This window comes from Candidatus Babeliales bacterium (genome assembly GCA_035944115.1).
GTDB lineage: Bacteria > Babelota > Babeliae > Babelales > Vermiphilaceae > DASZBJ01.
This window is the reverse complement of sequence record DASZBJ010000045.1, coordinates 1-22,928: the sequence shown is the minus strand read 5'-3', so window position 1 is coordinate 22,928 and position 22,928 is coordinate 1. Positions and strand designations below refer to the sequence as shown.

Annotated in this window: 22 protein-coding genes and 2 tRNA genes; 14 read left to right on the top strand and 10 right to left on the bottom strand. The window is 38.4% G+C overall.

Annotated features, from left to right (window positions below; all coding sequences use genetic code 11):
- Positions 1–9: 9 nt before the first annotated feature.
- From VGT41_05025 to VGT41_05015, 3 genes are read left to right on the top strand one after another with little or no spacing between them, the layout of a single operon-like run.
- Positions 10–2,310 (top strand): hypothetical protein, encoded by a 2,301-nt coding sequence (locus tag VGT41_05025; protein ID HEV2601636.1) that lies wholly within the window; start codon positions 10–12, stop codon positions 2,308–2,310.
- Complete coding sequence (locus VGT41_05020) at positions 2,310–3,125, top strand: hypothetical protein (GenBank protein ID HEV2601635.1); 816 nt, start codon at positions 2,310–2,312, stop codon at positions 3,123–3,125. The genes VGT41_05025 and VGT41_05020 overlap by 1 nt, the downstream gene beginning before the upstream one ends.
- A gap of 20 nt (positions 3,126–3,145) precedes the next feature.
- Positions 3,146–3,604: a metal-dependent hydrolase gene (locus tag VGT41_05015; GenBank protein ID HEV2601634.1), complete on the top strand. Its 459-nt coding sequence runs from the start codon at positions 3,146–3,148 to the stop codon at positions 3,602–3,604.
- 27 nt (positions 3,605–3,631) lie between these two features.
- Here the strand turns inward: VGT41_05015 and VGT41_05010 are convergent, their stop codons facing one another.
- The 3 genes from VGT41_05010 to VGT41_05000 all read right to left on the bottom strand — a co-directional run bounded on the left by VGT41_05010 (position 3,632) and on the right by VGT41_05000 (position 6,494).
- Positions 3,632–3,982, bottom strand: a complete 351-nt coding sequence (locus VGT41_05010) for a tRNA-binding protein (GenBank protein HEV2601633.1) — start codon at positions 3,980–3,982, stop codon at positions 3,632–3,634.
- A 32-nt stretch (positions 3,983–4,014) separates the two neighbouring features.
- Positions 4,015–5,433 (bottom strand): sodium/proline symporter, encoded by a 1,419-nt coding sequence (locus VGT41_05005; GenBank protein HEV2601632.1) that lies wholly within the window; start codon positions 5,431–5,433, stop codon positions 4,015–4,017.
- 248 nt (positions 5,434–5,681) lie between these two features.
- The gene (locus VGT41_05000; GenBank protein ID HEV2601631.1) at positions 5,682–6,494 is read right to left on the bottom strand and encodes a TatD family hydrolase; all 813 of its coding nucleotides are present in this window, start codon (positions 6,492–6,494) and stop codon (positions 5,682–5,684) included.
- A gap of 180 nt (positions 6,495–6,674) precedes the next feature.
- Here VGT41_05000 and VGT41_04995 point away from each other — a divergent pair, with 180 nt between their 5' ends.
- The 10 genes from VGT41_04995 to VGT41_04950 all read left to right on the top strand — a co-directional run bounded on the left by VGT41_04995 (position 6,675) and on the right by VGT41_04950 (position 15,387).
- Positions 6,675–6,962 (top strand): HU family DNA-binding protein, encoded by a 288-nt coding sequence (locus VGT41_04995; GenBank protein HEV2601630.1) that lies wholly within the window; start codon positions 6,675–6,677, stop codon positions 6,960–6,962.
- 180 nt (positions 6,963–7,142) lie between these two features.
- Entirely contained in the window at positions 7,143–8,381 is a 1,239-nt protein-coding gene (gene serS, locus VGT41_04990; protein HEV2601629.1) for a serine--tRNA ligase, read from the top strand.
- A gap of 13 nt (positions 8,382–8,394) precedes the next feature.
- A complete protein-coding gene (locus VGT41_04985) occupies positions 8,395–9,270 on the top strand; it encodes a DUF58 domain-containing protein (protein HEV2601628.1) in 876 nt (291 codons plus the stop codon).
- 26 nt (positions 9,271–9,296) lie between these two features.
- Positions 9,297–9,803: a hypothetical protein gene (locus tag VGT41_04980; GenBank protein ID HEV2601627.1), complete on the top strand. Its 507-nt coding sequence runs from the start codon at positions 9,297–9,299 to the stop codon at positions 9,801–9,803.
- Between the two features lie 193 nt (positions 9,804–9,996).
- On the top strand, positions 9,997–11,133 hold the full coding sequence (hemW, locus tag VGT41_04975) for a radical SAM family heme chaperone HemW (protein ID HEV2601626.1): 1,137 nt from the start codon (positions 9,997–9,999) through the stop codon (positions 11,131–11,133).
- Between the two features lie 79 nt (positions 11,134–11,212).
- Entirely contained in the window at positions 11,213–11,674 is a 462-nt protein-coding gene (locus VGT41_04970; GenBank protein HEV2601625.1) for a pyridoxamine 5'-phosphate oxidase family protein, read from the top strand.
- Between the two features lie 38 nt (positions 11,675–11,712).
- Complete coding sequence (locus tag VGT41_04965) at positions 11,713–13,431, top strand: hypothetical protein (protein ID HEV2601624.1); 1,719 nt, start codon at positions 11,713–11,715, stop codon at positions 13,429–13,431.
- Between the two features lie 137 nt (positions 13,432–13,568).
- A tRNA-Leu gene (locus VGT41_04960) sits at positions 13,569–13,655 on the top strand.
- Positions 13,656–13,728: 73 nt separating this feature from the next.
- The gene (gene secD / locus VGT41_04955) at positions 13,729–15,285 is read left to right on the top strand and encodes a protein translocase subunit SecD (protein ID HEV2601623.1); all 1,557 of its coding nucleotides are present in this window, start codon (positions 13,729–13,731) and stop codon (positions 15,283–15,285) included.
- Positions 15,286–15,310: 25 nt separating this feature from the next.
- Positions 15,311–15,387 (top strand) — tRNA-Met (locus VGT41_04950).
- Between the two features lie 86 nt (positions 15,388–15,473).
- On the opposite strand, the gene VGT41_04945 is transcribed toward VGT41_04950, so the two are convergent.
- The 4 genes from VGT41_04945 to VGT41_04930 form a co-directional block, all read right to left on the bottom strand.
- Entirely contained in the window at positions 15,474–15,743 is a 270-nt protein-coding gene (locus tag VGT41_04945) for a hypothetical protein (protein ID HEV2601622.1), read from the bottom strand.
- A 75-nt stretch (positions 15,744–15,818) separates the two neighbouring features.
- Complete coding sequence (locus tag VGT41_04940) at positions 15,819–16,745, bottom strand: HAD family hydrolase (protein ID HEV2601621.1); 927 nt, start codon at positions 16,743–16,745, stop codon at positions 15,819–15,821.
- Positions 16,746–16,875: 130 nt separating this feature from the next.
- A complete protein-coding gene (locus tag VGT41_04935; GenBank protein HEV2601620.1) occupies positions 16,876–18,060 on the bottom strand; it encodes a phospholipase D-like domain-containing protein in 1,185 nt (394 codons plus the stop codon).
- A gap of 98 nt (positions 18,061–18,158) precedes the next feature.
- Complete coding sequence (locus tag VGT41_04930; GenBank protein ID HEV2601619.1) at positions 18,159–19,112, bottom strand: SDR family NAD(P)-dependent oxidoreductase; 954 nt, start codon at positions 19,110–19,112, stop codon at positions 18,159–18,161.
- Between the two features lie 119 nt (positions 19,113–19,231).
- Between VGT41_04930 and VGT41_04925 the strand changes: the two genes are divergently transcribed.
- Complete coding sequence (locus tag VGT41_04925; GenBank protein HEV2601618.1) at positions 19,232–20,971, top strand: ATP-dependent DNA ligase; 1,740 nt, start codon at positions 19,232–19,234, stop codon at positions 20,969–20,971.
- Between the two features lie 125 nt (positions 20,972–21,096).
- Here VGT41_04925 and VGT41_04920 read toward each other — a convergent pair whose 3' ends face one another.
- From VGT41_04920 to VGT41_04910, 3 genes are all read right to left on the bottom strand, one after another.
- Positions 21,097–21,450 carry a hypothetical protein gene (locus tag VGT41_04920; GenBank protein ID HEV2601617.1) on the bottom strand — a complete coding sequence of 118 codons (354 nt, stop codon included), beginning with the start codon at positions 21,448–21,450 and terminating at the stop codon, positions 21,097–21,099.
- The gene (locus VGT41_04915; GenBank protein HEV2601616.1) at positions 21,420–22,262 is read right to left on the bottom strand and encodes a hypothetical protein; all 843 of its coding nucleotides are present in this window, start codon (positions 22,260–22,262) and stop codon (positions 21,420–21,422) included. The genes VGT41_04920 and VGT41_04915 overlap by 31 nt, the downstream gene beginning before the upstream one ends.
- The coding region (locus VGT41_04910) for a hypothetical protein (protein HEV2601615.1) at positions 22,262–22,928 on the bottom strand (667 nt) is incomplete at its 5' end. The genes VGT41_04910 and VGT41_04915, both read right to left, overlap by 1 nt.

Genomic DNA, 22,928 nt, shown 5'->3' with positions numbered 1-22,928 from the left:
CTTGAGTGTATGCAACAAGCTTTTGATGATTTGCATTTGTTATGGCAGTTTGCCAGAAATTATGAGTTGTTACATTCTCCAGAGTACAAAGCTGCAGTATCAGAATATTGCGCAGATATGATGCATCAACGTATACATAATGAGATGCAGGTGCATATGGCTGCAGATTTGACTCATCAGTTTCAATCATCTCGTTCACGATTTCCTGTCGATGTTCAAAAAATAAATAATCAGTCTGTGTCACCAGCGTTACCGTCTTTGGCGTATCAGGCGCCATTATCAGTTCATAGTGATCCACTGCCCTCAGTGATACAGGATCATCACCTGTACCCGTGTCAGGAGGACCAGATGATGGCTGAACTTGCGTGTCAAAGAGTCATACGAGAGGGGGCACATTCAAAAACTGAGGTGTTGAAAAGGTGCCGGGCGTATCAGCGGTATCTTGAGCGTCTTGAGTATGTGGGTAGTCGAGTACAATGGCTTGAAAAAGACAATGCTCAGATAGATTTTAGTCAGATGAAATCTCAGCTGCCCGATGGTTTTACGCGATTATTTAAAAAGCGTGGATTGTTTGAATGGGCGTTTACGGATTATGTTGCAAAGTCGACCTATCAAGATGCTTTTTACAAAACACTGTTGGATGCATGTGGTGAGAATGTTACTCGTGAGCAATTGATACAGCAGCAATATGCGCAAATGCATCAATGGTCACAGTATTGTTATTCGGGATTTCTGGCATTTATACAATCGTTTGCATTGTATGATCAGTATGTTTTTGAACTGAATAAACATTTAAAAAAATGTACAAAATGTTGTAAAGGTGTACATGATTGTGCACCTAAGGCATATCATACAATAGCTCATGAAGCAGTTCGTATACAGAAAAAATTGGATGCTGCGGCAAAACGCGAAGCAGAGAAAAAGGCACAAGCGGTGCGCGCGTATAATAATTTGCAGCGTAATCGTTGTATGCAGGATGTTTTTAATGGTCAAGCACTCAATCTTGATGTTTTGGTCTTACAATGGCAGGAAAGTAATCCAGAACGAGCGCAAGCATATGAGCAAGCGATTCATGATCCTGATACAGCTATACGGCGGCAGTATGCCATATCTCAAAAAGTATCAGACTGTTTAGCTGATAAAGGATTGATCGTTGGCGATTATAAAAATTGTACGGGCAATGCATTGCAACAAGAACTGTTCCAAGAATTGATTAATGGCATAGAAGATTTTGCACAATTACCAGAATTAGAAGATGAAATTCCTTTTGATGTTATAATCCGCAATACAACGTTGGATGCGTTTGAACACGCACGACAAGCAAATGGCATGGGTGATTGCGTCGGAGCCTCAAAACTGATCGATCTTTGTGGTGTTTTTTTAGAGTATAGCGTTGCGGTCGCTTCAGGTTTAGGAACGGGGCTTGCTCGCGGTATAGTTGACGGCATCCAGGGTACGTACCACGTCGTGCGACATCCGCTTGATACGGCAGCTGCATTTGGTCACGTCGTATGCGCAGTTGCAGAATTGATAGGTGATTTTGTACCATTTGGTCCAGCAGATGATTTTTTGGCGCTGGACTATTCATTTACTGGGCGGTGTGATGATTCACAAGAATATGAACGAGTTGCAAAAAATTGGGCAAATGCACATAAAAGTTTTCAGAATGCGCACGTTGCGTTGCAGAAATGGTGGAAAAAAACTCCAGGTCCTGACAAATTACATCAAATGACGCGTGGATCAACGCAGTTTATCACCAGTGTTTACGTGGGGAATGTCTGTTTTGGTTTACTTGGTCAAGCTATTGAAATCGCAGGCGTAGAAGCATTGGCTTTGTGTAAAAGAGCTAAGCCTCAGGTAGCTGCGGCTGGTGAAGCTATGACGGGGATGCAAGGTGCCACAACGGTATTGAATGAAGCAGAGAAGGTGACTCAGACTCCGGCTACTAAATTGATAGAGGATATAGGAAAAGTACAATCGGTTCGTAAAACTTGTCCAACAGATATAAAAGAATTTTGGCATAAAACTGCAGAATCAATTGAAAAAGCAATCGCAAAGATTATGCCTAAAGAGTTAGATCGTGAACATATTTTTGCTAGCAAACATAAATTTGACAAGTTAATAGAACATTGTGGGGGAACCAAAGAATCTACAGTTCGTGCAATGCTGGAGGCTGTATCAGGCAAGATACCTGCAGATGGTGTTTTTCAAAACATACCAATTCAAATTGGAGATTGGCCTCTTTTTATTTGTGGTAGAGTAATGGATGGTATTCCTCTTATTAGTACATGCTTTTCGAGGTTAATTTAATGATGAATTGGAAAACAAATCTATTAAAATTTGAACGGGATCAACAATGGGATGATGCGATTGAATATATGCAAAATATTATTGCTGAAAATCCCTATGATATGGATGCAGCTATTTATATGAATTATTTATTAATGAATCTTATTGTTGAAGAAGCTTTTGATATGGAAAAATTTGAGTATTATCAGTTTTTAACAAAAAAATATTTTAAAAAATCATATGAAAATTTTTCTGATAATCCTGAATATCTTTTTTTCACAGGAATAACTGCCAGTATGTCTCCATGGTTTTTTGATATGGAATCTGAGGAGCCAGAAAAATTATTACAGGAGGCAGTGGAATTAAATAAGGATAATATTTTATATCATTGGGGGTATCATCCAGGGGTGAAAACTGAGAGTCCTATGGGAAGACAGCTTGCGCAATCGATTCTTAATGATTATCGTGCAATGATACAGCTACGATCAAAAGGAGCGCTCGGAGAATATATCTACCAGATGATAATGTCATGTGGTCAGAGTAATAAACGACAGTTGTGTTGGATTCTTGATATGTATTTAAATCCTACAACAATAACAAAAACTATGTCAGATTTATGTTATTCGTGTTATAGACGTTATGCTCATGGATTACAAGATGACGTACTCAGTCAAGAGGAAGAACGATTATTTGTTAAATTTATGAACTGTGTCAAAAGCTTTGTAAAAAATGAAAAAGCAATTGGAGATTATCCAAAGTTTTACTTTCCTGAAAACGAATTCAAGCAAGTTGCATCACAACTGCGAAAAGTTTTAGAAAATGATTTAGAAAACTAATATACTCAAGAGGTAAAAAGATGCCTGGATATAGAGGTCATTTAGCAGGAGGAGCAATTGCATATGGTATCACGGTGTATTTGTTGCAATCATTGCATCCTTCGGCTATCACATTAATTGAATGGTTGGGATTTGCATTAATCGGTTCATTATTTCCCGATGTGGATACAAAAAGTAAAGGGCAAAAACTATTTTACTCTGTTTTTGGTATCACCTGTATAGGGCTTGCGATAGAAGGGAAGTTCAAGATTATTTCTGGGCTTGCGATTCTTGGCATCTTACCATTACTGGTGCATCATCGAGGATTGTTTCATCGTATTTGGTTTGTGATAGGATTACCACTTTTTATTGTATGGCTGGGGTCGCTGTGGGCGCCGGCATTAACACGGAGCATGCTTTTTGATGCTCTATTTTTTATTGTGGGTGCAATCTCCCATCTATGGTTAGACTTAGGATTGCGACGCATGCTCCGTTTTTAAAATTATCTGATTACTGAGTGCGTTGTATTAGCACAGTTTTTGTCCATTTGGAGCTTTTGGATCAACGGTAACTAAGCATATCTTACCCTGCTCATCTGGAAATCCAACCAAAAGAAATTGTGATAAAAATCCTGCGATATTTTTTTCACCTAAATTTACGCATCCAACAATCGGTCTACCCATTAATGTTTCAGGTGTGTAATGTGCGGTGACTTGAGCAGATGTTTGTAAAACGCCAATTTCAGGGCCAAAATCTGCCCATACTTTAAATGCAGGTTTTTTTGCACGAGGAAAGTCTTCTACTTTGGTTATGATGCCTGAACGCAAATCAACACGTTCGAATTCTTCATAGGTAATTATGTTTTTAGAAGTATTCATGTGGATCCTTATGATTTTATTGAGTAGGAGAGTTATTGTTTTTTTGTGATTGCTGAAACGGCAAAGATGATAAACAAGCTTGAGAAAAACCCAGTGACTAACGGTAAGATAGTGATTGATGGCAATATATAACTATTTATTGATGGCCAAACTGCTGAAACAGTTGCGCCAGTTATAATTCCTGCAATAGCCCCGGCACGAGTTGTATTTTTGTAGTACAACGTCATGATCATCAGTGGAGCAAACGCACTGCCAAGTCCAGACCAAGCGTAATTAACCAAAGAATAAATTGAGCTATTTTTGTGGTACACAAGCAGGATTGCTAGTAATGATACAATAATTGAACTAATACGGGATAGTTTTAGAATCGCCTTTGAATGCGCTTGTGGATTGATACTGTATTTATAAATATCTTGCGCGATCACGGAACCGGAGATAAGAATATGGCTATCAAGAGTAGAGAGTGTAGCCGCAAAGACGCCACATAAAACAAGCCCAACGAGGAAAGGAAAGAATAATTGTTTTGCCATGAGGATAAATAACGTTTCAGGAGCTGCGAGCGTTGCTCCAAAGTAAGGAATTGCGATCAGTCCTGCACTGGTAGCAGCAAGGAGTACAATGATTTGCCAGGTGATACCAATGTAGGTAGCGCGGCGAAGATTTTCAGGTTTATCAATGCCCATAAAATTAAGCAAAATGTGTGGAAGGCCTGGATATGCCAGTCCCCAACCAGCGGCAAGCAGTAATCCTTTTCCAAGATCATACCAAGAAGAAAAAAGTGATAATGAAATGTTTTTTTCTTGTGCCGCAGTTACAATTGCGTGCGCGCCACCAATGTGGAAAAATGCATATGCTGGTACGAGCACAATCATGATAAGTAAGAATATTCCTTGGAAAAAATCACACCAAGCGATTGCAACAAATCCACCAAGCAGTGTGTATATGATTGCAGCAGCAAGACCAAGAAATATCCCGACATGGTAGGTAATGCCAAATGCTGATGCAAATAGCTCTCCCATGCCCATAAGGGCAGCTGAAATATAGATGGTAAAAAAAACAAGCATAATAATGCCAGTTAATAGTCGTATGATACCCGAGCGATCGTTATAATGTTTTTCTAAGTATGAAGCTACAGTGTGCGCATTATGTTTTTCAGTTTCTCGGCGTAATCTAGGGGCGATGAAATGCCAATTAACGAGCATGCCGGTTACGAGCCCAATAGCAGTCCATAGCTCTGGAACGCCATTGAGATATACTTGCGCAGGGAATCCTAAAAAGAGCCAAATGCCCATGTCGGTTGCTTGTGTGGCGATCGCGGTAACCCAATAGTTAACGGATCGATCTCCTACGAGATATGCAGATGCGGATTGGTTTTTTGAATATACGTATAAACCAATTAAGGTGAGTACGCAAAAGTAGAGTATAAATGCGAGCAGAATTTGTATTTCCATGATTCTTTCTCTTTATATTAAAAAATTAAACAATGGCTACCAATGTTAGGTAGCTTCATAGATAACTGTTGTAAGTGAAGTATCGGATGATTGCGCTATATGCTTTGCCATTCTTTTTTACGGAACAGAAGATTTATTATTTCCCGCGTTGCGGGGGGCAAAACAGAGATAGTGATTAAGAGATAAAAATAGGATATACATATGAACAGAATCTGTATTGCCATTATTTTTTCTCTTTATAGTAATCTTTATATTAAAATTCTAAATAATCGTTGCGTATTATTGCTCGTTTCTTGTGCAACTGATTCAAGCGAAATATCGGATAATTGTGCTATATATTCTGCAACTGTTTTTATATGGAGTGGATGGTTAGTTTTTCCCCGCATATGCTGAGGGGGTAAAAAGGGAGCATCGGTTTCCAATACAATGTTTTTAACAGTTACCTGTTTAACGATAGCGCGTAAATCATTGTTTTTAGGATAGGTGATAATGCCGCCAATGCCAAGAAAAAAATTCCATGCAATAACTTGATCAGCAAATGATTGATCTTCTGAGAAGCAATGAATGACGCCGCGAGTGATTTGTCCTGCAAATTCTTCAAGCGATCTGAGTGTCTCATCATGAGCATCACGGGTATGTACAATGAGTGCAAGATCGTGAGTAAGTGCAAGTTCTATCTGTGCTTTGAAAGCATCTTTTTGTCGTGCAATATTGTAATCAGGATAATGACGATCCAGTCCGCATTCACCGATCGCAACAATTTTATTTTTTTCAGCATTTTTAAGAAGTTGCTCAATCTCTTTTAGTTCTGTGCGCCACTCTGCAGTGCAATCATTAGGATGAATACCAACAGCAGCAAAACAGTTATTGTATTTTTGTGCAAGTGCAACGCAATTTTTACTTTCTACAAAATTTGTTCCAACGTTGATGATGTGAGAAACGTCATGTGCGCGTGCTTGCTCAATGACAGCAGATGCTGCATTAATTTCTTCGCAAAGTAATGGCACATCAAAGTTTTTTTTGATTAGTATATTGATATGACAGTGTGTGTCGATAAGCATATAATTTCCTATAAAGGATTGTAACATTGTTAAATTTTTTATAGTGTGATAATTCAGTATTAAATCTCAATTTGACAAACCATTAAATAGAATTACTATATCTTACAGGGTACAGATTAAATTGGAATAGTTTTGATGAAGTAGCAGTGTTTTTAACCTTTATTAAGTTGAGGAGAACGCATGAATAAAAGTGAATTAATAAATTCGCTGAGTGAGGAAACGACCTTTAGTAAGAAGGACATTTCCCGTGTACTAGATTCTCTTACCCGTATTATCGAACGTACGTTGAAAAAGGGTGAGAAAGTATCTCTTACAGGATTTGGAGCTTTCTGGATTTCTCGTCGTCCAGCTCGCAAGGGTATTAATCCAGCAACAAAAGAGCGCATTAATCTTCCTTCAGTGAATGTTCCTCGTTTCAAAGCGGGAAAAAACTTAAGAGAAGTTGTAAGATTAGTTAAGGTTGGTTGATAAGACTCTTAACTTATAAATAGCTTTTGCTTGTTAGAAGGTCGCTAGTAGCGGCCTTTTTTTTACGTCTTTTCAACTCCGTTCTTTTCACGTATGATAATTTCCGTACTTTATAATAAAGGATGTGTAATGTGTTGAGGTTTGCAATACATTACGAAATTATACGTGGGATAAAAATCAATGATAAATTTGCATGAATTACGTACTGACACAGATCGCGTTATTTCATTACTACAAAAAAAAGATCCATCATTTGACATACATACATTAATTAACCTTGATGAAAAAGTGCGTTTGCTTAAGCAAGAAGTTGAGTCGTTGCGTGGTAAAAAAAATGAGCTAGCAGAAGCTGCAAAGGGCGGCGTCACTGATGCGATTCGTGCAAGCTCCATTGAAATCGGTAAGCAGTTAAAACAAAAAGAACAGTTGCTTATTGAATTAGAACAAGAATTTAAGGTGTTAGTATTATCATGTCCCAACGTTCCTGCAGCAGATTTACCGCTTGGCGGCAAGGAAGCCAATCGTGTGGTCAAAGAAGTTGGTAAAAAATTAGAATATGACTTTGAGGTAAAAAATCATCTTGATTTGATGACTGCATTAGGATGGATTGATTTTGAACGCGCAGCAGTAATGACGGGTGCAAATTTTGCATTGTATCGTGGTGAGGCGGTCAAATTGATGTACGCGTTAACGATGCTAATGTTTAAGAATAATTTAAAACATGGATACGAACCGATTTTGCCTCCGTATTTAATTAATGAGCGATCGTTAGAAATATCAGGAAATTTTCCAAAATTTAAAGATCAGGCGTATGCAATTCCGGAAGATGGATTGTATCTTACGCCAACAGCGGAAGTACCGCTTACCAATATGTATCGTGATCATATTTTTATGGCTCAAGAATTACCATTACGTATGACTTCATGGACGAGTTGTTTTCGACGCGAAGCGGGTGGATATGGTGCAGCTGAACGAGGTTTAATTCGTATTCATCAGTTTGAAAAGCTTGAGTTGTATACTATTTGTGAACCAGAAAAATCATTTGATGAATTAGATCGTATGATTGCATGTGCAGAATCTATTTTGCAAATGCTGGGTTTGCATTATCGCATTAGCTTATTAGCTGCGCAGGATTGTTCATTCCAGTCAGCAAAAACATATGATATAGAAGTTTGGATGCCGGGACAAAAAGCGTTTTATGAAGTTTCTTCATGTAGTAATTGTACTGATTTTCAGGCGCGACGCGGTATGATTCGATATAGAGATGTTGGAGACCAGAAGGCGCAATTTGTGCATACATTAAATGCTTCTTCATTAGCACTGCCTCGTTTGATGGTGGCATTGATTGAAACCTATCAAAAGGCTGATGGCACGATTGAGTTTCCTGATGTTTTAAAAAAAGAGATGATGTTTGTATAGTGAGTGACTATATATGTTGAGTAATGATGTTATAAAAAAAATTCGTCGGATTGAAATTGCTACGCGGCGGATACTTACTGGTTCAGCTATTGGCGATAGCCGATCGATAGTAAGAGGTCCTGGATTTGAATTTGATCAGATTAGAGAATATCAGATAGGGGATGATGTTCGCTATATTGATTGGAATAGTTCATCCCGTGCTAACAGTTTATTGGTAAAGCAGTATCAACAAGAGCGCAATAGAACAATTATAATAGCGATAGATGTATCAGCATCATCGCTATTTTGTTCGGGCGATCAGCTAAAATCAGATGTAATGGCTCAAGTTGCAGCAGTGTTTACGCTTGCAGCTGAATATGCAAAAGATGCGGTGAGTGTTTTGTTATTTTCTGACGAAATTGAGCTGTATATTCCAGCAGGATCTGGTCGACAGCATACACGATTGATTATGGAAAAGTTATTTGCATATCAGAGTAAAAGTAAAAAAACGCGTATCGCTTGCGCATTGGATCGCCTGATGGGATTGGGTAAACCGGATGGTATCCTCTTTCTTATTTCTGATTTTATTGATACAACATTACAGAATAATAAAAAAATTCTTTCTCTTGTTGCACGCAAGTATGATTTTGTTGCGGTGCGTTGTTTAGATACTAATGAGCATGCATTGCCCTTAGCTGGATTTATTACCGTTACTGATAGTGAAACGGGGCAAACGGTTTTGGTTGATTTGCGAAAACAATCAGGTGCCGCATCTTTGTTTTTAAAAAATAGATTGCAGCAACAAGAGCAACTATTTAAAAGAAATGGGGTAGCGTTGTTGGATATTATGGTAGATCGTCCATTTGTGAATGATGTAATTAAGTTTTTTCGTAAACGTATGATGAAATAATTATTTTATAATGTATGAGGTTGTCAATGGAAGCAGAACTGTACGATATTTATAGTATGTTCCATGTGCCGTTTTGGCAGAAGGAATGGTTTGCGGGAACAGTGGGATTTATAGGGTTTCTATTATGTATCGGAACTATTTTTCTAATTTCTCGTTTGTTACGACCAAAAAAAAAGCCGCAATCTGCATGGGATGTTGCGCTGGCAAATTTAAATGCGCTCAAGAAGGGCCCGCATTATTCAGTGCATCATAGCAAAGAGTTTTATTGTGCATTGACTGATATTCTCAAGTTATACGTACAGCGTCGTTATGATGTTAAGGTGTTGGCAGCCACGGATGAAGAATTTATTGCTTATTTACAGCAGCATCAGATTATTCCCGCTGCGTTGTTGAGTACGATGGATGAGTTGGTGCAAGGGTCTGTTTCGATTAAATTTGCTCATGATACAGTAGTGAGTAGCAGGCTTGATGATGACTTCCAGCGTGTGGTGGCCATTGTTCGTGATACGATTCCAGTGCAAACGCAAAAGTGAGGTTTTTAGGGGAAGGCAGTTTGTTGACGCTTGTATTGCTGAAACAGGCTTCTAATGCGCTGTTTCTTGTTGCAGGTTGCTGCGTATAATGATATTCTGTGATGATAAAATATAGCAGTAGAAACGATTAATAGTTATACATTGTAAGATATGATCCTAAAAACACCCGGAGGCATCGGTGTATAATTATACCATGGATAGTCATTCGTTATATATTCATTGGCCCTTCTGCCCTTATAAGTGTCATTTTTGTCCCTTTGTTGCTTTTGCAAAACAAGACCATCTTATGGAGCGTTATCACGCTGCCCTTATGAATGAATTACTCATGTTCAGGCAGAAGTATGATCAGAAACTTTTACTTAATACTATTTACTTCGGAGGCGGCACGCCAAGCACGTATCCAGAACATCTGCTACTTGACACGTTTGCTATACTTAAAAGAGAGAACATATTTGCAGACGATATAGAAATTACTATTGAGGTTAACCCAGGCACAGTTACTCAGGATAAGTTGGCCTTATGGAGTAAAATAGGGGTTACACGGCTGAGTATAGGGGTACAGAGTTTAAAAGATTCAGTTTTACAGGAACTGAATAGGCATCAATCAGCGGCAGACGTGCAGGCAGTATTGCAGATGGCTAAAGGATTGTTTAAATCGGTCTCTATAGATCTTATTGTGGGTTTACCCGGTGTATCGCAGGATGAGTGGCGTGAAATGATAGAAACAGTGGTCACGTGGCCGATAAATCATATATCTGTTTATTATTTAACCGTACATGAAGATACGCCATTGTATTTTCGAGTACAACAAAAAAGGGTGGAGTTGCCCTGTGATGATATGGTGGTTGATTTATATCAATGGACCTGCAACCAGTTAAATGCATACGGATTTGAACAGTATGAGTTGTCTAGTTTCGCAAAAAAAGGACATGAATCTCGACATAATCGTATGTATTGGAGTCGTAAACCATTTAAAGGAGTTGGCGTTGGTGCGTGGTCATTTGATGGGCAGAGTCGCTTTCAAAATGAAAAGAATCTGATGTTGTATATGCAAGCAGCCGAAGCTGGCAATGAAGTGATACGAGTTTGCGATCAATTAACGGACCAACAAGTGCATCTTGAAAAAGTGATGTTGGGTTTAAGACAAACAAGAGGATTGTTGTTGGCAGATATGTTTGATGGGCTGTCTGTGGCTCAAAAGGAATCAATCACTTCGCAGATTGCTTTCTTGCAAGAAAATGGATTTATTGTTGAGCGAGATGATCGTATTTTTATGACGCCGCGTGGCATGTCGATTGAAAATACAATAGCTCAAAGGTTATCCCTGTAAGGGACAATTTTAATAGAATTTTGTTGTTGTAAAAAGTGTAAAATAATATTAATGGTATCATAATATAGGTGGTATATTTATGGCAAAACATGTTGGCATTAAACTTCCAGAAGATCTTATTGAAATATTAAAAAAAGGACAAACTGTAGGAGTTTTGGCAACGTTTTCAGAAAAAGGATTGCCGCATACAACTCCTATTCAAAGTGTCTATCCTAAAGGATTTGAAAGTATCTTGATTTCAATACACAAAGAGCATGCTGGATATCATAATATGGTATGGCAAAAAAAAGTGATGCTTTGTTTTATGGATGAAGGGAATGTTGCATATAGTGTTTTAGGACGTGCAGGAGTGGTGCGTGCGCCATCATTAGTGCATCCATTGATGAACGTAGTGCGTATTGATATTATTGACATTAAAAGTGATAGATCTGTACTGACAAAAGTTGACCAGGGTATTCGTTGGAGTTATACCTCATGGGAAGCAGAAGAATTGCTTAACGCCTTAAATAACGAGTTAAAAGAGTTAGCACAAGTATTATAAGACATGGATTATATAGCTTTATAAAAAGGAGCATGGTAATGCGAATGAGTATTATAAGTTGGTACGGTTTAAGTGCATTTTTTGTAGCAGGTGTTATACATGGTGCAAATTTGCCTCAGGCCGTCACTGCTTCTCAACCAGCAAGTAATGTAGCACAAAATGGTATTGCGGTGCCTACTGCCGTTCAAACAGCGCCAGCTCCATCAAATAATGTGCAAGCCGTGGCGCCTCAACAAGCTCAATCTGTGGTTACCCAACCACAGCCATCAGTAGGATCCGTACAGCCAATCACATCGGTGCCACAACAAAATGTAGTAATCCCCCCACCGGTAACAATGCAACCAGCGGTAATCCCAATAGCACCAATTACGGTACAACCAGTGGTGCCACACGTACAAGCTCCGGTTGTTGTATCGCAGCAACCAGTAGCAACTGTTGTACCTGTTGCTCAGCCTGTTGTGCAGCAACCAGTTGCAGGAACGCCACAATCAACAGCGATTAGTGCTCCTGTACAGACACAACCAGTTATTTCAGTTGTTCCAACTCCACCAGTACCGATGCAAGTTACGCCTACGCAACAACAGGCAGAAGGAGCTGTGCAAAAGCCGGCATCGATTGAGGCAGATGATCAGGCTGGGATTCCAAATATTGATAATGTCGATCTGAGCGGTGCTGCAGGCAATTGGTTTTTAAAGCGTGTTTGGCGTGAAAAAGGTAATGAACGTTATACAAAAATTAGAGCACGCATGGATGATTTATTGCGATTGCGAACAAGTTTTTTTAAAAAGAAGTCTGAGCTCGAGCGTGAAGTGACTGATCCCTTTTATCTTGACATCGGTATTGAGCAAGGCGAGTTAATGGTTATTTTGGATTATATTGTCGCTGAGATTAGCCAGTTGCGTGATAGAGCAGGAAGTTTGAATCAGCAGGAGCGAGAATTTTTAGAAATGATTGGTACTGAAGGAAAAGCCACGCTTGAACAGTTGCAGAAAAATATAAAAGCAGTTAATGAGGTTGATAATGCAGTTGAAGATGCATTATCGGTGTTATCAGATCAATATAATCTGTGTCGTACATATGAAAAAAATGCATGGGATAATTTGACAGAAATAGAGCGTGTTTTAAGCGATAAAAAAGCGGGTGAGCTCTATTGGTCAATGAATACGCATTATAAAAACATTTCTGACATGATCGATTATGTACAGCAACCGTTTTCTGATTATTTTCAAAAACTGGTGACTTCAATTAAAGATCATACAAATCAAATAAAAGACGCAATGCATAAGTTGAAAGAAAAAGGTTTAGACTTTAAACAGCGTGCGCAGGTACTTAAAGATCAGGCTGAGCAACGTATTAAAACAGAGTCAGAGCCAGAAGTTAAACAGGAAGAGGCAACGGTCGGCGTTTGGGAACGAATCAAGCAATTTGGTATAGACATATACAGCACAATTTCTGGTTGGTTTAGTTCAGCTTATAATGCAGTGACTGGTTTGTTTACTAAAGTCGCAACAGAGTCAGTAGAGCATCATCAAGAATCGGCAGCAGTTGAGGCGGTGCCAGAAGTACCGGTGGTAGAAGATGTTGTACGTATAGTGGAAGAGGTGCAACCGCAAGAGGTAAAGCTGGAAGGCGTTCGTGAAGTAACGGATCAGAATGTTATTACACCGTCAGCGGAAAAAACAGAACCGCCTATGAGCGCTGTGGAACATAAAGAGGTGATTGCTGCTCCAGAATCATCTGAGCATGTATCGGAATAAGTGCGTTGATTTTTGATTGTTAAGATATATCCGGTTACTTGTATAACAATGCAAGTAGCCGGTTCTTTTTTTATTCGTAGTAATGTTTGATAAGATTTTCTAAATGTGATACATTTTTCGGAGTATTTGTGAAAATTGCCGAGGTGGTGAAACTGGTATACACGCAGGCTTGAGGTGTCTGTGGGAGAAATCCTGTAGGGGTTCGAGTCCCCTCCTCGGCACCAGAAAAATATATGTATATAGTATGCATATAGTAGTAGCAATAAAATGAATGAAAATTATTCATAAGGAGTTGTAATGAATCAATCAGTCCAACGCATAGTATCTTCCCCCTTTATGATCTGGATTGCTGTGGCAGCTATCGGATTATTTGCTATGATGCCATTGAGTAAATCGTTGAAGCGTGGTATCGATTTGGCTGGTGGTACATATATAACCTTAAGTGTACAGACAGATAAAGCAGTACAAGATTTGCTTGGCGATAAAATGGACGCTATTTTAGAAAAATTAAAAGTAGCGGGTAAAGAGCGTCCCGTTAAATCTGATATTGTTAATAATGAATTAGTTTTTACTTTTAGCTCTACGGCGGCAGCGCAAGCAGCGGCAACACAGCTTGGTGGTTTCGATCGAACTATTAAATACAGTAGCGAAAATGATACGATGCGTGTGGCGTTAACAGAACGTGAAGCAGAACGTGTTAAATCGGCAGCAGTAACAAAAAATATTGAAGTATTGAGTGGGCGGCTGAGCAGATTGGGGTTGAGCGAAATCTTAATCGCAGCGCATGGCGAGCGTAATATTGTTATTGAACTTCCAGGAGTTGCAGATCCGCAACAAGCGAAGGCGATGATTGGAACGCCTGCAATGTTAGAATTTAAATTAATTGAGAAAGCGGGTAAATCGCCAGAAGAGATCTTGCTGGAACATGATGGTGAAATGCCATCGGGTATGGAAATTATACCAGGAGCGGGGACAGAAGAAGGTACTATGTATTACCTTGTTCCCAAACGAGCAGCAATTACCGGAAGATATTTAAAGAATGCATCAACAGAGTTAGATGAGCGTAAATCTGAATGGGCAGTATCATTTGAGTTTACCAGTGAAGGTGGCCAGAAGTTTTATGAGCTTACTAGTAAGAATTTAAAACGTACATTAGGTGCAATTTTGGATGGTTCTGTGATTACTGCTGCGACAATTGAGAGCGCAATTAGCAACAAAGGTTCAATTTCTCGTCGCGGTGGATTCGATGTAGTCTATGCAAAGGAATTAGCATTATTACTAAAATCCGGTTCATTTGTGGCCCCAGTTACGTTTGAAGAGGAACGTTTAATCGGGCCGACATTGGGAGCCGAATCAATTAGACAAGGATTGTTATCATGCTTATTAGGCCTTGTATTATTGTTTGTTTTCAGCGTTTATTATTATAGCATGTCAGGATTGTTCGCTTTCATCGCATTACTCTACAACTTAGTTTTGATTATGATTGGACTTGCGCTATTTGGTGCAGTCCTTACGTTGCCAGGTATTGGTGGTATGGTTCTGACGGTAGGTATGGCAATCGATGCATCAATTTTGATTTATGAGCGAATCAAAGAAGAACTGGCAATGGGCACACCGATTAGAAAAGCTGTTGATAATGGTTTTTCTGATGCAATGAGCGTGATTCTTGATTCAAATATCACGACGTTTATTGTTGGTGCCGTGCTATTCCAATTTGGAACAGGGCCGATTCAGGGATTTGCAGTAACGTTGATGTTGGGTATTGTTTCAACATTAATTAGTGGCTTGTTCTTCTTAAAATCGTTATTTAACTTTGTTTTAGATAATTTTTCTATTCAAAAGTTAAGAATTTAGTATACTTATTTGCGTTATTGGTAGTGGCGACGTAGCTCAGCTGGTTAGAGCGGCGGAATCATAATCCGTAGGTCCGGGGTTCGATTCCCTGCGTCGCTACCAGACTTAGATTAAAGACTTTTAGATAAAAAAGCGCTGGTTTATTCAGCGCTTTTTTTGTTTTCAATGTTCTATTGGCTGTGCTTGGATTAAAATGCAACTTCTCCCAATGGCACGAATTCAAATCCTACTTCAGCTGCTTGTGCTGCGGCTTCTGCTGCTACTTCCCCGATTGTTGTTGCCAATTGTTCCAAGAATGGTGTTAATGCTCCAGCCCATCCATAAGATTCCATTGCAGCCTGTACTGCTGCCATACTGATTGCCTCTCCAGCTTGTTCTAATGCTGCTGCATCTTGTGCGAGTGCTGATGGGTTTCCATCTTGTATTGCATCTTTAGTTGCAGTGAGTGCGGTTTGCACGTTATTGATACCCAGCTTTAATGATTCTGAAGATAGGTTTGGAGGGGGTTGCTGAGAATGCCGAGAAACACGGACTTATTCAGCGTTTTTTTTATTGAATAGAATTGGCTTTTTATACCGTTTTTTCGGTAGCAGATTCCAGGTATAGAATTGATCATATACCTTATAATATCTTTTGTAGTCGCACAAGACGCTTTTGATTCCTAGAGAGCGTGCACCTTGTATGTTTTCCGGTTGGTCATCAATAAAATAACAATGCAATGGATTAAGATTATAGGTGGTTAGCGTGTGCTGATAAATATTTTTATGTGGTTTAAGCATATTAACGTCAGCAGATATTATTTTTCCATCAAAGATTTCAAAAATGTCGGGATATTTTTTTTCAAGCAACGGTATTATTTCGCTATCCATATTGGAAAGCAAAAAGACGTTGTACCCTAATTTTTTACATAGTCGCGCAAGCTTAATGCCCTTTTTGAGAGGTTTATATGCCGCAGTTCTAATGGTAGGATCGAGCATGATTTTGATTACATTGGTAATCAGGCGTTGTTCGCGATCATTGGTAAAAAATCCTTCTTGTGCGCGTGCATTGATAGTGGCTAACGCTTTATCAGTTACTTCGCAAGTGCTGATTTTGCCTTGCATCCAATCGCACAGGATTTTGGGTACTGGTTTATTATTGTGCATTGGGATGTTGTTGTTCTCGGGTTCAACAATGCTTAACGGGTCTATATGATGGAGAATAGTAAGAACTTTGTCTTGCAGGGTTTGTATACTATGCCCAGAAAGAAGATATTTTGCGGTATCAAAAAAACCGAGATGAGTAATCATCTTCTTTTTATTGATATGAAAGAGGACATCATTAAGATCAAACAATATACTCGGAGTACGATTCTCTGTCGTTTCGGTTGTTTGTTCTCGATTGCGTTTTGAAACAGGTGGTACAAAAAACAGAGTCATTATTCCTAAAAACGGGGCAAAAATTGTCTTTTTGGGAAACATAACCCACCTATTTTTAGCTATATTAATAATATGACTATAATATCATTATTACAAATATAATTATACCATATTGGGCAAAATCGTCAAACAATAGGGTTTATAGGCGTCAAATAAGGTTGAAGGATGGGGTTTATTTTTTATGGGATTCTGTCTTTTTTTGCCTTTTTGCGTTGTGCTTAGGAGAATATGGTGTTGTTCGGATTTCACGAAGCCGTTTGATAAGGAATTGCGCAGATTGTCTTGCGACGTGCGTGACTGTTGTCAGATTGGGCTCTTCTCCTCCTGGTCCTGTAGGATTGCCCGTTGAATTAGTAAAAAGAGAGGGGGTTGAAGATTTTTTTGTAGCACTGACGACAAGCGCTTTGATATGTGCATGTCGTAATCCTCGTTTTGTTTGGAATGTGTTTTCTTCTCCATATTGGTTAAAGACTTGAACGTTCCCATTTGGTAGGCCGTTGAGTTCTTGTAGATTCTGTCTAAGATCTGCTTTCCTTGTAGCTGCTTCATCAATGATTAATTCAAAAGAGCTATTTGGATGTTCCTGTGCCGCTTCAATTAATTCTGCAATAAGGTTTTTACGTGTTTGATCTTTAGGATCTTTGTCATTGCTGTTTGGAATTGCAATAATAACCTCTTTTTTACTGGGTGTATTGCGTATAGCGCGTAAGGAATCTTTCATGACTTGTCTGGGGGATCGTACTTCTGACGCAAAGGCACGTGATGTTGGGGGAGTGTTAAAACCACGTTTAGGTGCCTGTTTGATTCGTTTCACCGGGGAAAGAATTTGTAATGGTTTTTTCCGTTGTTTTCGGTTGTGCCAAATCTTTATTACTTCATCAATTACCCGCTCATCGCCGTTTTTATCGGTAAATCGTTGGAGTATTTCTGGCTGACGATATGCGTTATTGGAAAGGTTCCATGACCCTGAATACATAATGCGATTAACCCCACCTTTTTGTTGTAATAATATTGTTTTTTCGTGTGTATGTTTATATACCAAATTAATACCAATCTCTTTTAGCCGCTGTAATTCTTTGGCACTATAAAAAAGTAGGCGTGGTGAGATTTGTATAGTAACGTTAACTTTTTTTGCATGAGCTGCAATTAATGCATCGGTAACGTGTCGATCGCTAAAAACGAGTTGGTGTAATTCAATTGATCCACCTCTTTTTATTTTGTGAATATCATTAATGACTTTTTTTATAACAGAGCTATCAAAAAAAACAGTATCACTGACATCACAGGAATAAAGAAATCCAGAGTAGCTATACACTATGACGCATGAGATAATTGTTGAAATAACTTTATTTATCAATCTCAACGCAACCTTTTTTTATTTGTACAATAAAAAAGCTTTATATGAAATTATCCTTTTGCCTGATGTTGGTAAAAATTGTTTGATGGTTTCGTTTTTTAAAAACTAAACCAGTTGGGAATCAATTTGCGTAATACAGCAATAGGCCACCATTGTTGTGTGATGTATGCAGTGTTTTGCTTGTGAGCAATCGCGTTGCGAATAGTTTTTGCTGCTTGGTCTGCAGGAATAGTCCAGTATTGATTTGTTATGTAATTTTTTATGGTGCTCCACTCTCTGCGAATTTCAGTAATGGTAATCGGGATATTAAGTTGATTAAGCCGTTTACGCATTCCTTGTAAATAAATCGAAGAGAAAGCTTTGCTTGCGCTATAGGTAGGGCATGCGGCATTTCCCGAAAATACGTCAAGCGATGTAATGCCCACAAGGTGCCCAGATCCTTTTTTTATAAAATAATTAAGAGCGGCGTTGGCGATGGTAACAAAATTGGTAATATTTACTGTAATCGTATTTCGTTCATATTCAAGGTTTATGGTATTATTTGGTAGCAGTAGTCCATTTTGTGTGTGTGCTTTGAGTTCGGGCCAGATATTATTGGTAATTATCATTAAATCTAATCCATTCATTTCATATACTAATTCATTAAAGAGTGATGTTATTTGGGTGACATTCGAATGGGTTATTTTTTTGGTAAAGAGCATGCTTGGCGTGTCATACTGTATCTGTTGTAAGGTGCGTTCTTCTCCATCAATCACGCCAATAAGATATCCATCAGCAGTCAGCAGAGAGATCAAGTTGCGGGTTATATCTGAAGATGCTCCAATAATAATTGCTTTTTTGTGGCACATATAAATCGGATGTGTGGCAAGTGCGTTGTCAATCGTTGGTATTGGACTGAAATCATGCACACAAGGGATAACGGTGAACGTAGAAATGCTATCATAATCGTATGGATCCTGATTGGAATGCGAAGATGTGTTATCAGTTGCGTGAAGGATTTTGTATGAATTAAAAATAAGTATTATTATCAATGATATTTTTATTTTTGACATGACTACTCCTTTAAAATGTCATCCGGGGGATTGCAGGTATAGATAACAGGTTTATTGCGGTGGCGTCAAGGTTCGTAAAAAAAGTTTTCAATGTAAGATTTGAAATAGGATTAAGAATTATGAAATTTAGTATGGTGACTAGTTTTTTTGATGAGATAGAAAAAATACAGTCACGGTTACGTATGACAGAAATTTTAGCAGATCTTTTAAATAAAAGTTCAGAGCGCGAAGCGGAAATTATTTGTAATTTAGCATTAGGGCAATTAAATCCAGCTCATCGCACACTACAGTTTAATATTGCAACTGCCCAGATGATGAAAGCTATTGCGTTATTGTTAGAGGTGCCAGAAGCTGCTGTACAAGAACGAGCAAAGCAAGAAGGAGATTTGGGACTTGTTGTAGCGCAAGAGCGTTGGCACGGGGATGCTGGATTGACTGTTGTGGAAGTTGATGCAGCACTACGGGTTATTGCAACGTTTTCCGGTCATGGTTCACAAGAGCAAAAAATAAATGCTATATATTCATTATTAAAAAAAGTAGATCCGATATCGGCCAAATTTATAGTACGGATTATTATTGGAAAATTGCGATTAGGTTTTTCTGATATGACTTTGATTGATGCACTTTCTTGGATGACGGTTGGAGATAAGTCTGCGCGTGACGCCATAGAAAACGCGTACAATGTATGTGCAGATATTGGGTATATTGCTCGTATACTCAAGCAAGAAGGCATGGCGGCAGTTGAAGATATGCATGCGCATGTTGGTATACCAATTCGTCCTGCAGCAGCAGAACGGTTACCAACTGCACGGGCAATTATAGAAAAAATTGGAGTATCTATAGCGCAGCCGAAATTAGATGGATTTCGTTTGCAGATTCATATTAATAATGCTAATGCAGACGCGCCAGATATTCATTTTTATTCACGTAATTTAACCGATATGTCTTTTATGTTTCCCGATCTTGTTGCGGATTTAAAAAAGCTTCCGGTGACTGATATGATCGCAGAAGGGGAAGCAATTGTATATGATCCGCATACTGGCCAATTTTTACCATTTCAGGAAACCGTAAAGCGCAAGCGTAAACATGATATTGAAGCGGTTATGGCAGATTTCCCTTTGCAATTGTTCTTGTTCGATTTGCTGTATATCAATGGACAGGAATTGCTTACTAAAACGCATGAAGAGCGACGAGCTGCGTTACTGAATCTGTTTAAAGATTTTCAGAGCGATGTGATTAAAGTAATTGAAGAAAAAAAAGTGGAAACAGCGCAAGAGCTAGAGGAATATTTTACTGCAAATATAGCAGCAGGTTTGGAAGGGCTTGTAGTAAAAAAAATAGATTCCGTGTATAGGCCGGGTAAACGTAATTTCAGTTGGATTAAGTTAAAACGTCAAGAAGAAGGGCATTTAGAAGATACGATTGATTGTGTGATCCTTGGTTATTATGCGGGTGAAGGTAAACGCGCACAGTTTGGGATCGGCGCGTTTTTAGTGGGTATATATAATGCGCAAGAAGATCGGTTTGAAACGGTTGCAAAGATTGGTACCGGGCTTAAAGATCATGATTGGGTGGAGCTAAAACAAAAATGTGATGCTAATGAGATCGCAGAGAAGCCAAAAAACGTTGTTTGTGCCAAAGAATTGTATCCAGATGTCTGGGTTGATCCGGTAATAGTTGTAATGATCCGTGCAGATGAAATTACTATTTCTCCATTGCATGCTGCTGGTAAAACAGCAGAAAATCTGGGTTATGCTTTGCGGTTCCCTCGTTTTATGGGATATAGGCTGGATAAAAGCGTGCATGAAATTACAACAGATCAAGAGATAAAGCAGCTATATCAGAATCAGTTTGCATAGTTTTGATGCGCGTGTATTTAAAACAAGTAAAGTGAAAAATTCCGTGCTATTGCCGGAGCTTTTCACTTTGGATCAACATTGGATAATAGATTTTTTTGCCAAGCCATCCTGAACTTCTTATTGTTTTATATATCACATTGAAAAGAAACCGTTGGCTTTACACGCACAATTAAAAAAGGTTCTTTTAATTGTAAATCTTGATATGGAAAAGGGATATCTTTACTTCGCTTAAAAAAACATAGCGAATCATCTGTACATGATATCCTATTTAAGCCATTTATACTTATTTCAAAAATAGACTTATCTGTATTATTAAAGCCCAATTTGATTGCTGCATACCCTTCATGAAGAGAAAAATACAAAGAAAATATCGATCCATCCTCTAAAAACATAATATATCTTAGGATGCTTGCTTCCAGCTCAATGACTTCTTCTCGATCAAAAAATTCTAGAAATGTATATCGCTCGTAAAATTGCATATTTTTTCCAAATTATTTTTTAATTCTTCCCGTAATTGTGAGGCTACTTGATGCAATTCATTTTTCTCTGGAAAATAAAAATTTTGACGGTAATCATTCCGTTTTGAAGATTCTACAAAGATTCTAGAAAGACTCATTAATTTTAAAAATAATCTTTCTTCTTGTGGATTAAAGACATCTCCTTCCAATCCTTTTGCATAATCATCATCGCAAGAATAACACAATGTGCTCACATCAATTTGATTAGAAAAATAGAGATCCAACAACCAACATAATTTTTCTTTATTGCTTTCACCTGCATCAATTATATGATCTAATAGGTATCTTCCTACGGCACTTTTTGATTCTAATAATGTCCTTGCCTCATTATTTTTAAGAATAGATATTGCAAGTATTTTCTTTTCAGGATCATTTTGTCTTTCTATATCAGAACGGTAGCCCCAATGATAAAGCAGATTGCTCTCATCCAATACTCTTGCCTTTTCCAATAATTTATCAGGTTCTTCATACTCTAAATCAAAAAACCATGGAGACATATAGGCTGTTATTCCTGTAAAAAAGAGATATTCTGCATTTTCAGAAAATTTTGCATATGATTCCTGAAAATATTTTTTTGTTAAAAGCTGATAGTATTCAAACTTTTCCATATCACAAATTTCTTCAACAATAAGATTCATGAGCAAGTAATTCATACAAATAGCTGCATCCATATTATCTGGATTTTCCGCAATCACATTTTGCATATATGCAATTGCCGTATCCCACTGCTTACTATGCTCAAGCTCTAATAAATCTGTTTTCCAATACATCATTAAACCATCCTTTTAAAGCATGTACCAATTAAAGGAACTCCATCCATAATTCTGCCGCAAATATAAAGATTAATATTACCAATTTTAATTGGAATCCACTGAAAAACACCATCTGCAGGAATATGGCCCGATGCGGCTTCCAACATTGCACGAACTGTAGACTCTTTAGTGCCACCGCACAGTTTTATTAAATCATCAAACTTATGTTCTTTTCTAAAAATATGCTCATTTTTAAGCTCCTTTGGCATTATTCTTTCAATCGCTTTTTCAATTGCCTCAGTCGTTGCATGCCAAAATTCTTGTATATTTGTTGGACATGTTTTACGAACTGGTCGTATTCTTTCAACTTCCTCCTTCAACACACTTGCCGGCGCCTGAGCAATTTGTTCCGCTTCAGATAGCTTTTCAAGTAATTTTACAGCCTCTGCTTTCGTTCTTTGCACCGCTGTAGCAACAGCTTCGGATGTTGCAGCTCCAGCAGAAGTTATTGCAGGATTTGATTTTCTAGTAATTGCAAGCGCCTCTGCACAAGCAGCCGTTGCTAATTTGCTTGCAAACGATGCACAGCAACCAAAAAGAATCGCGTTGGTCAAAAAACCAACAGGAACTTCAACAACTTGATGCATCTTATCGTGAGCAGGTGTTTTTTTCCACCAATTCACTGCC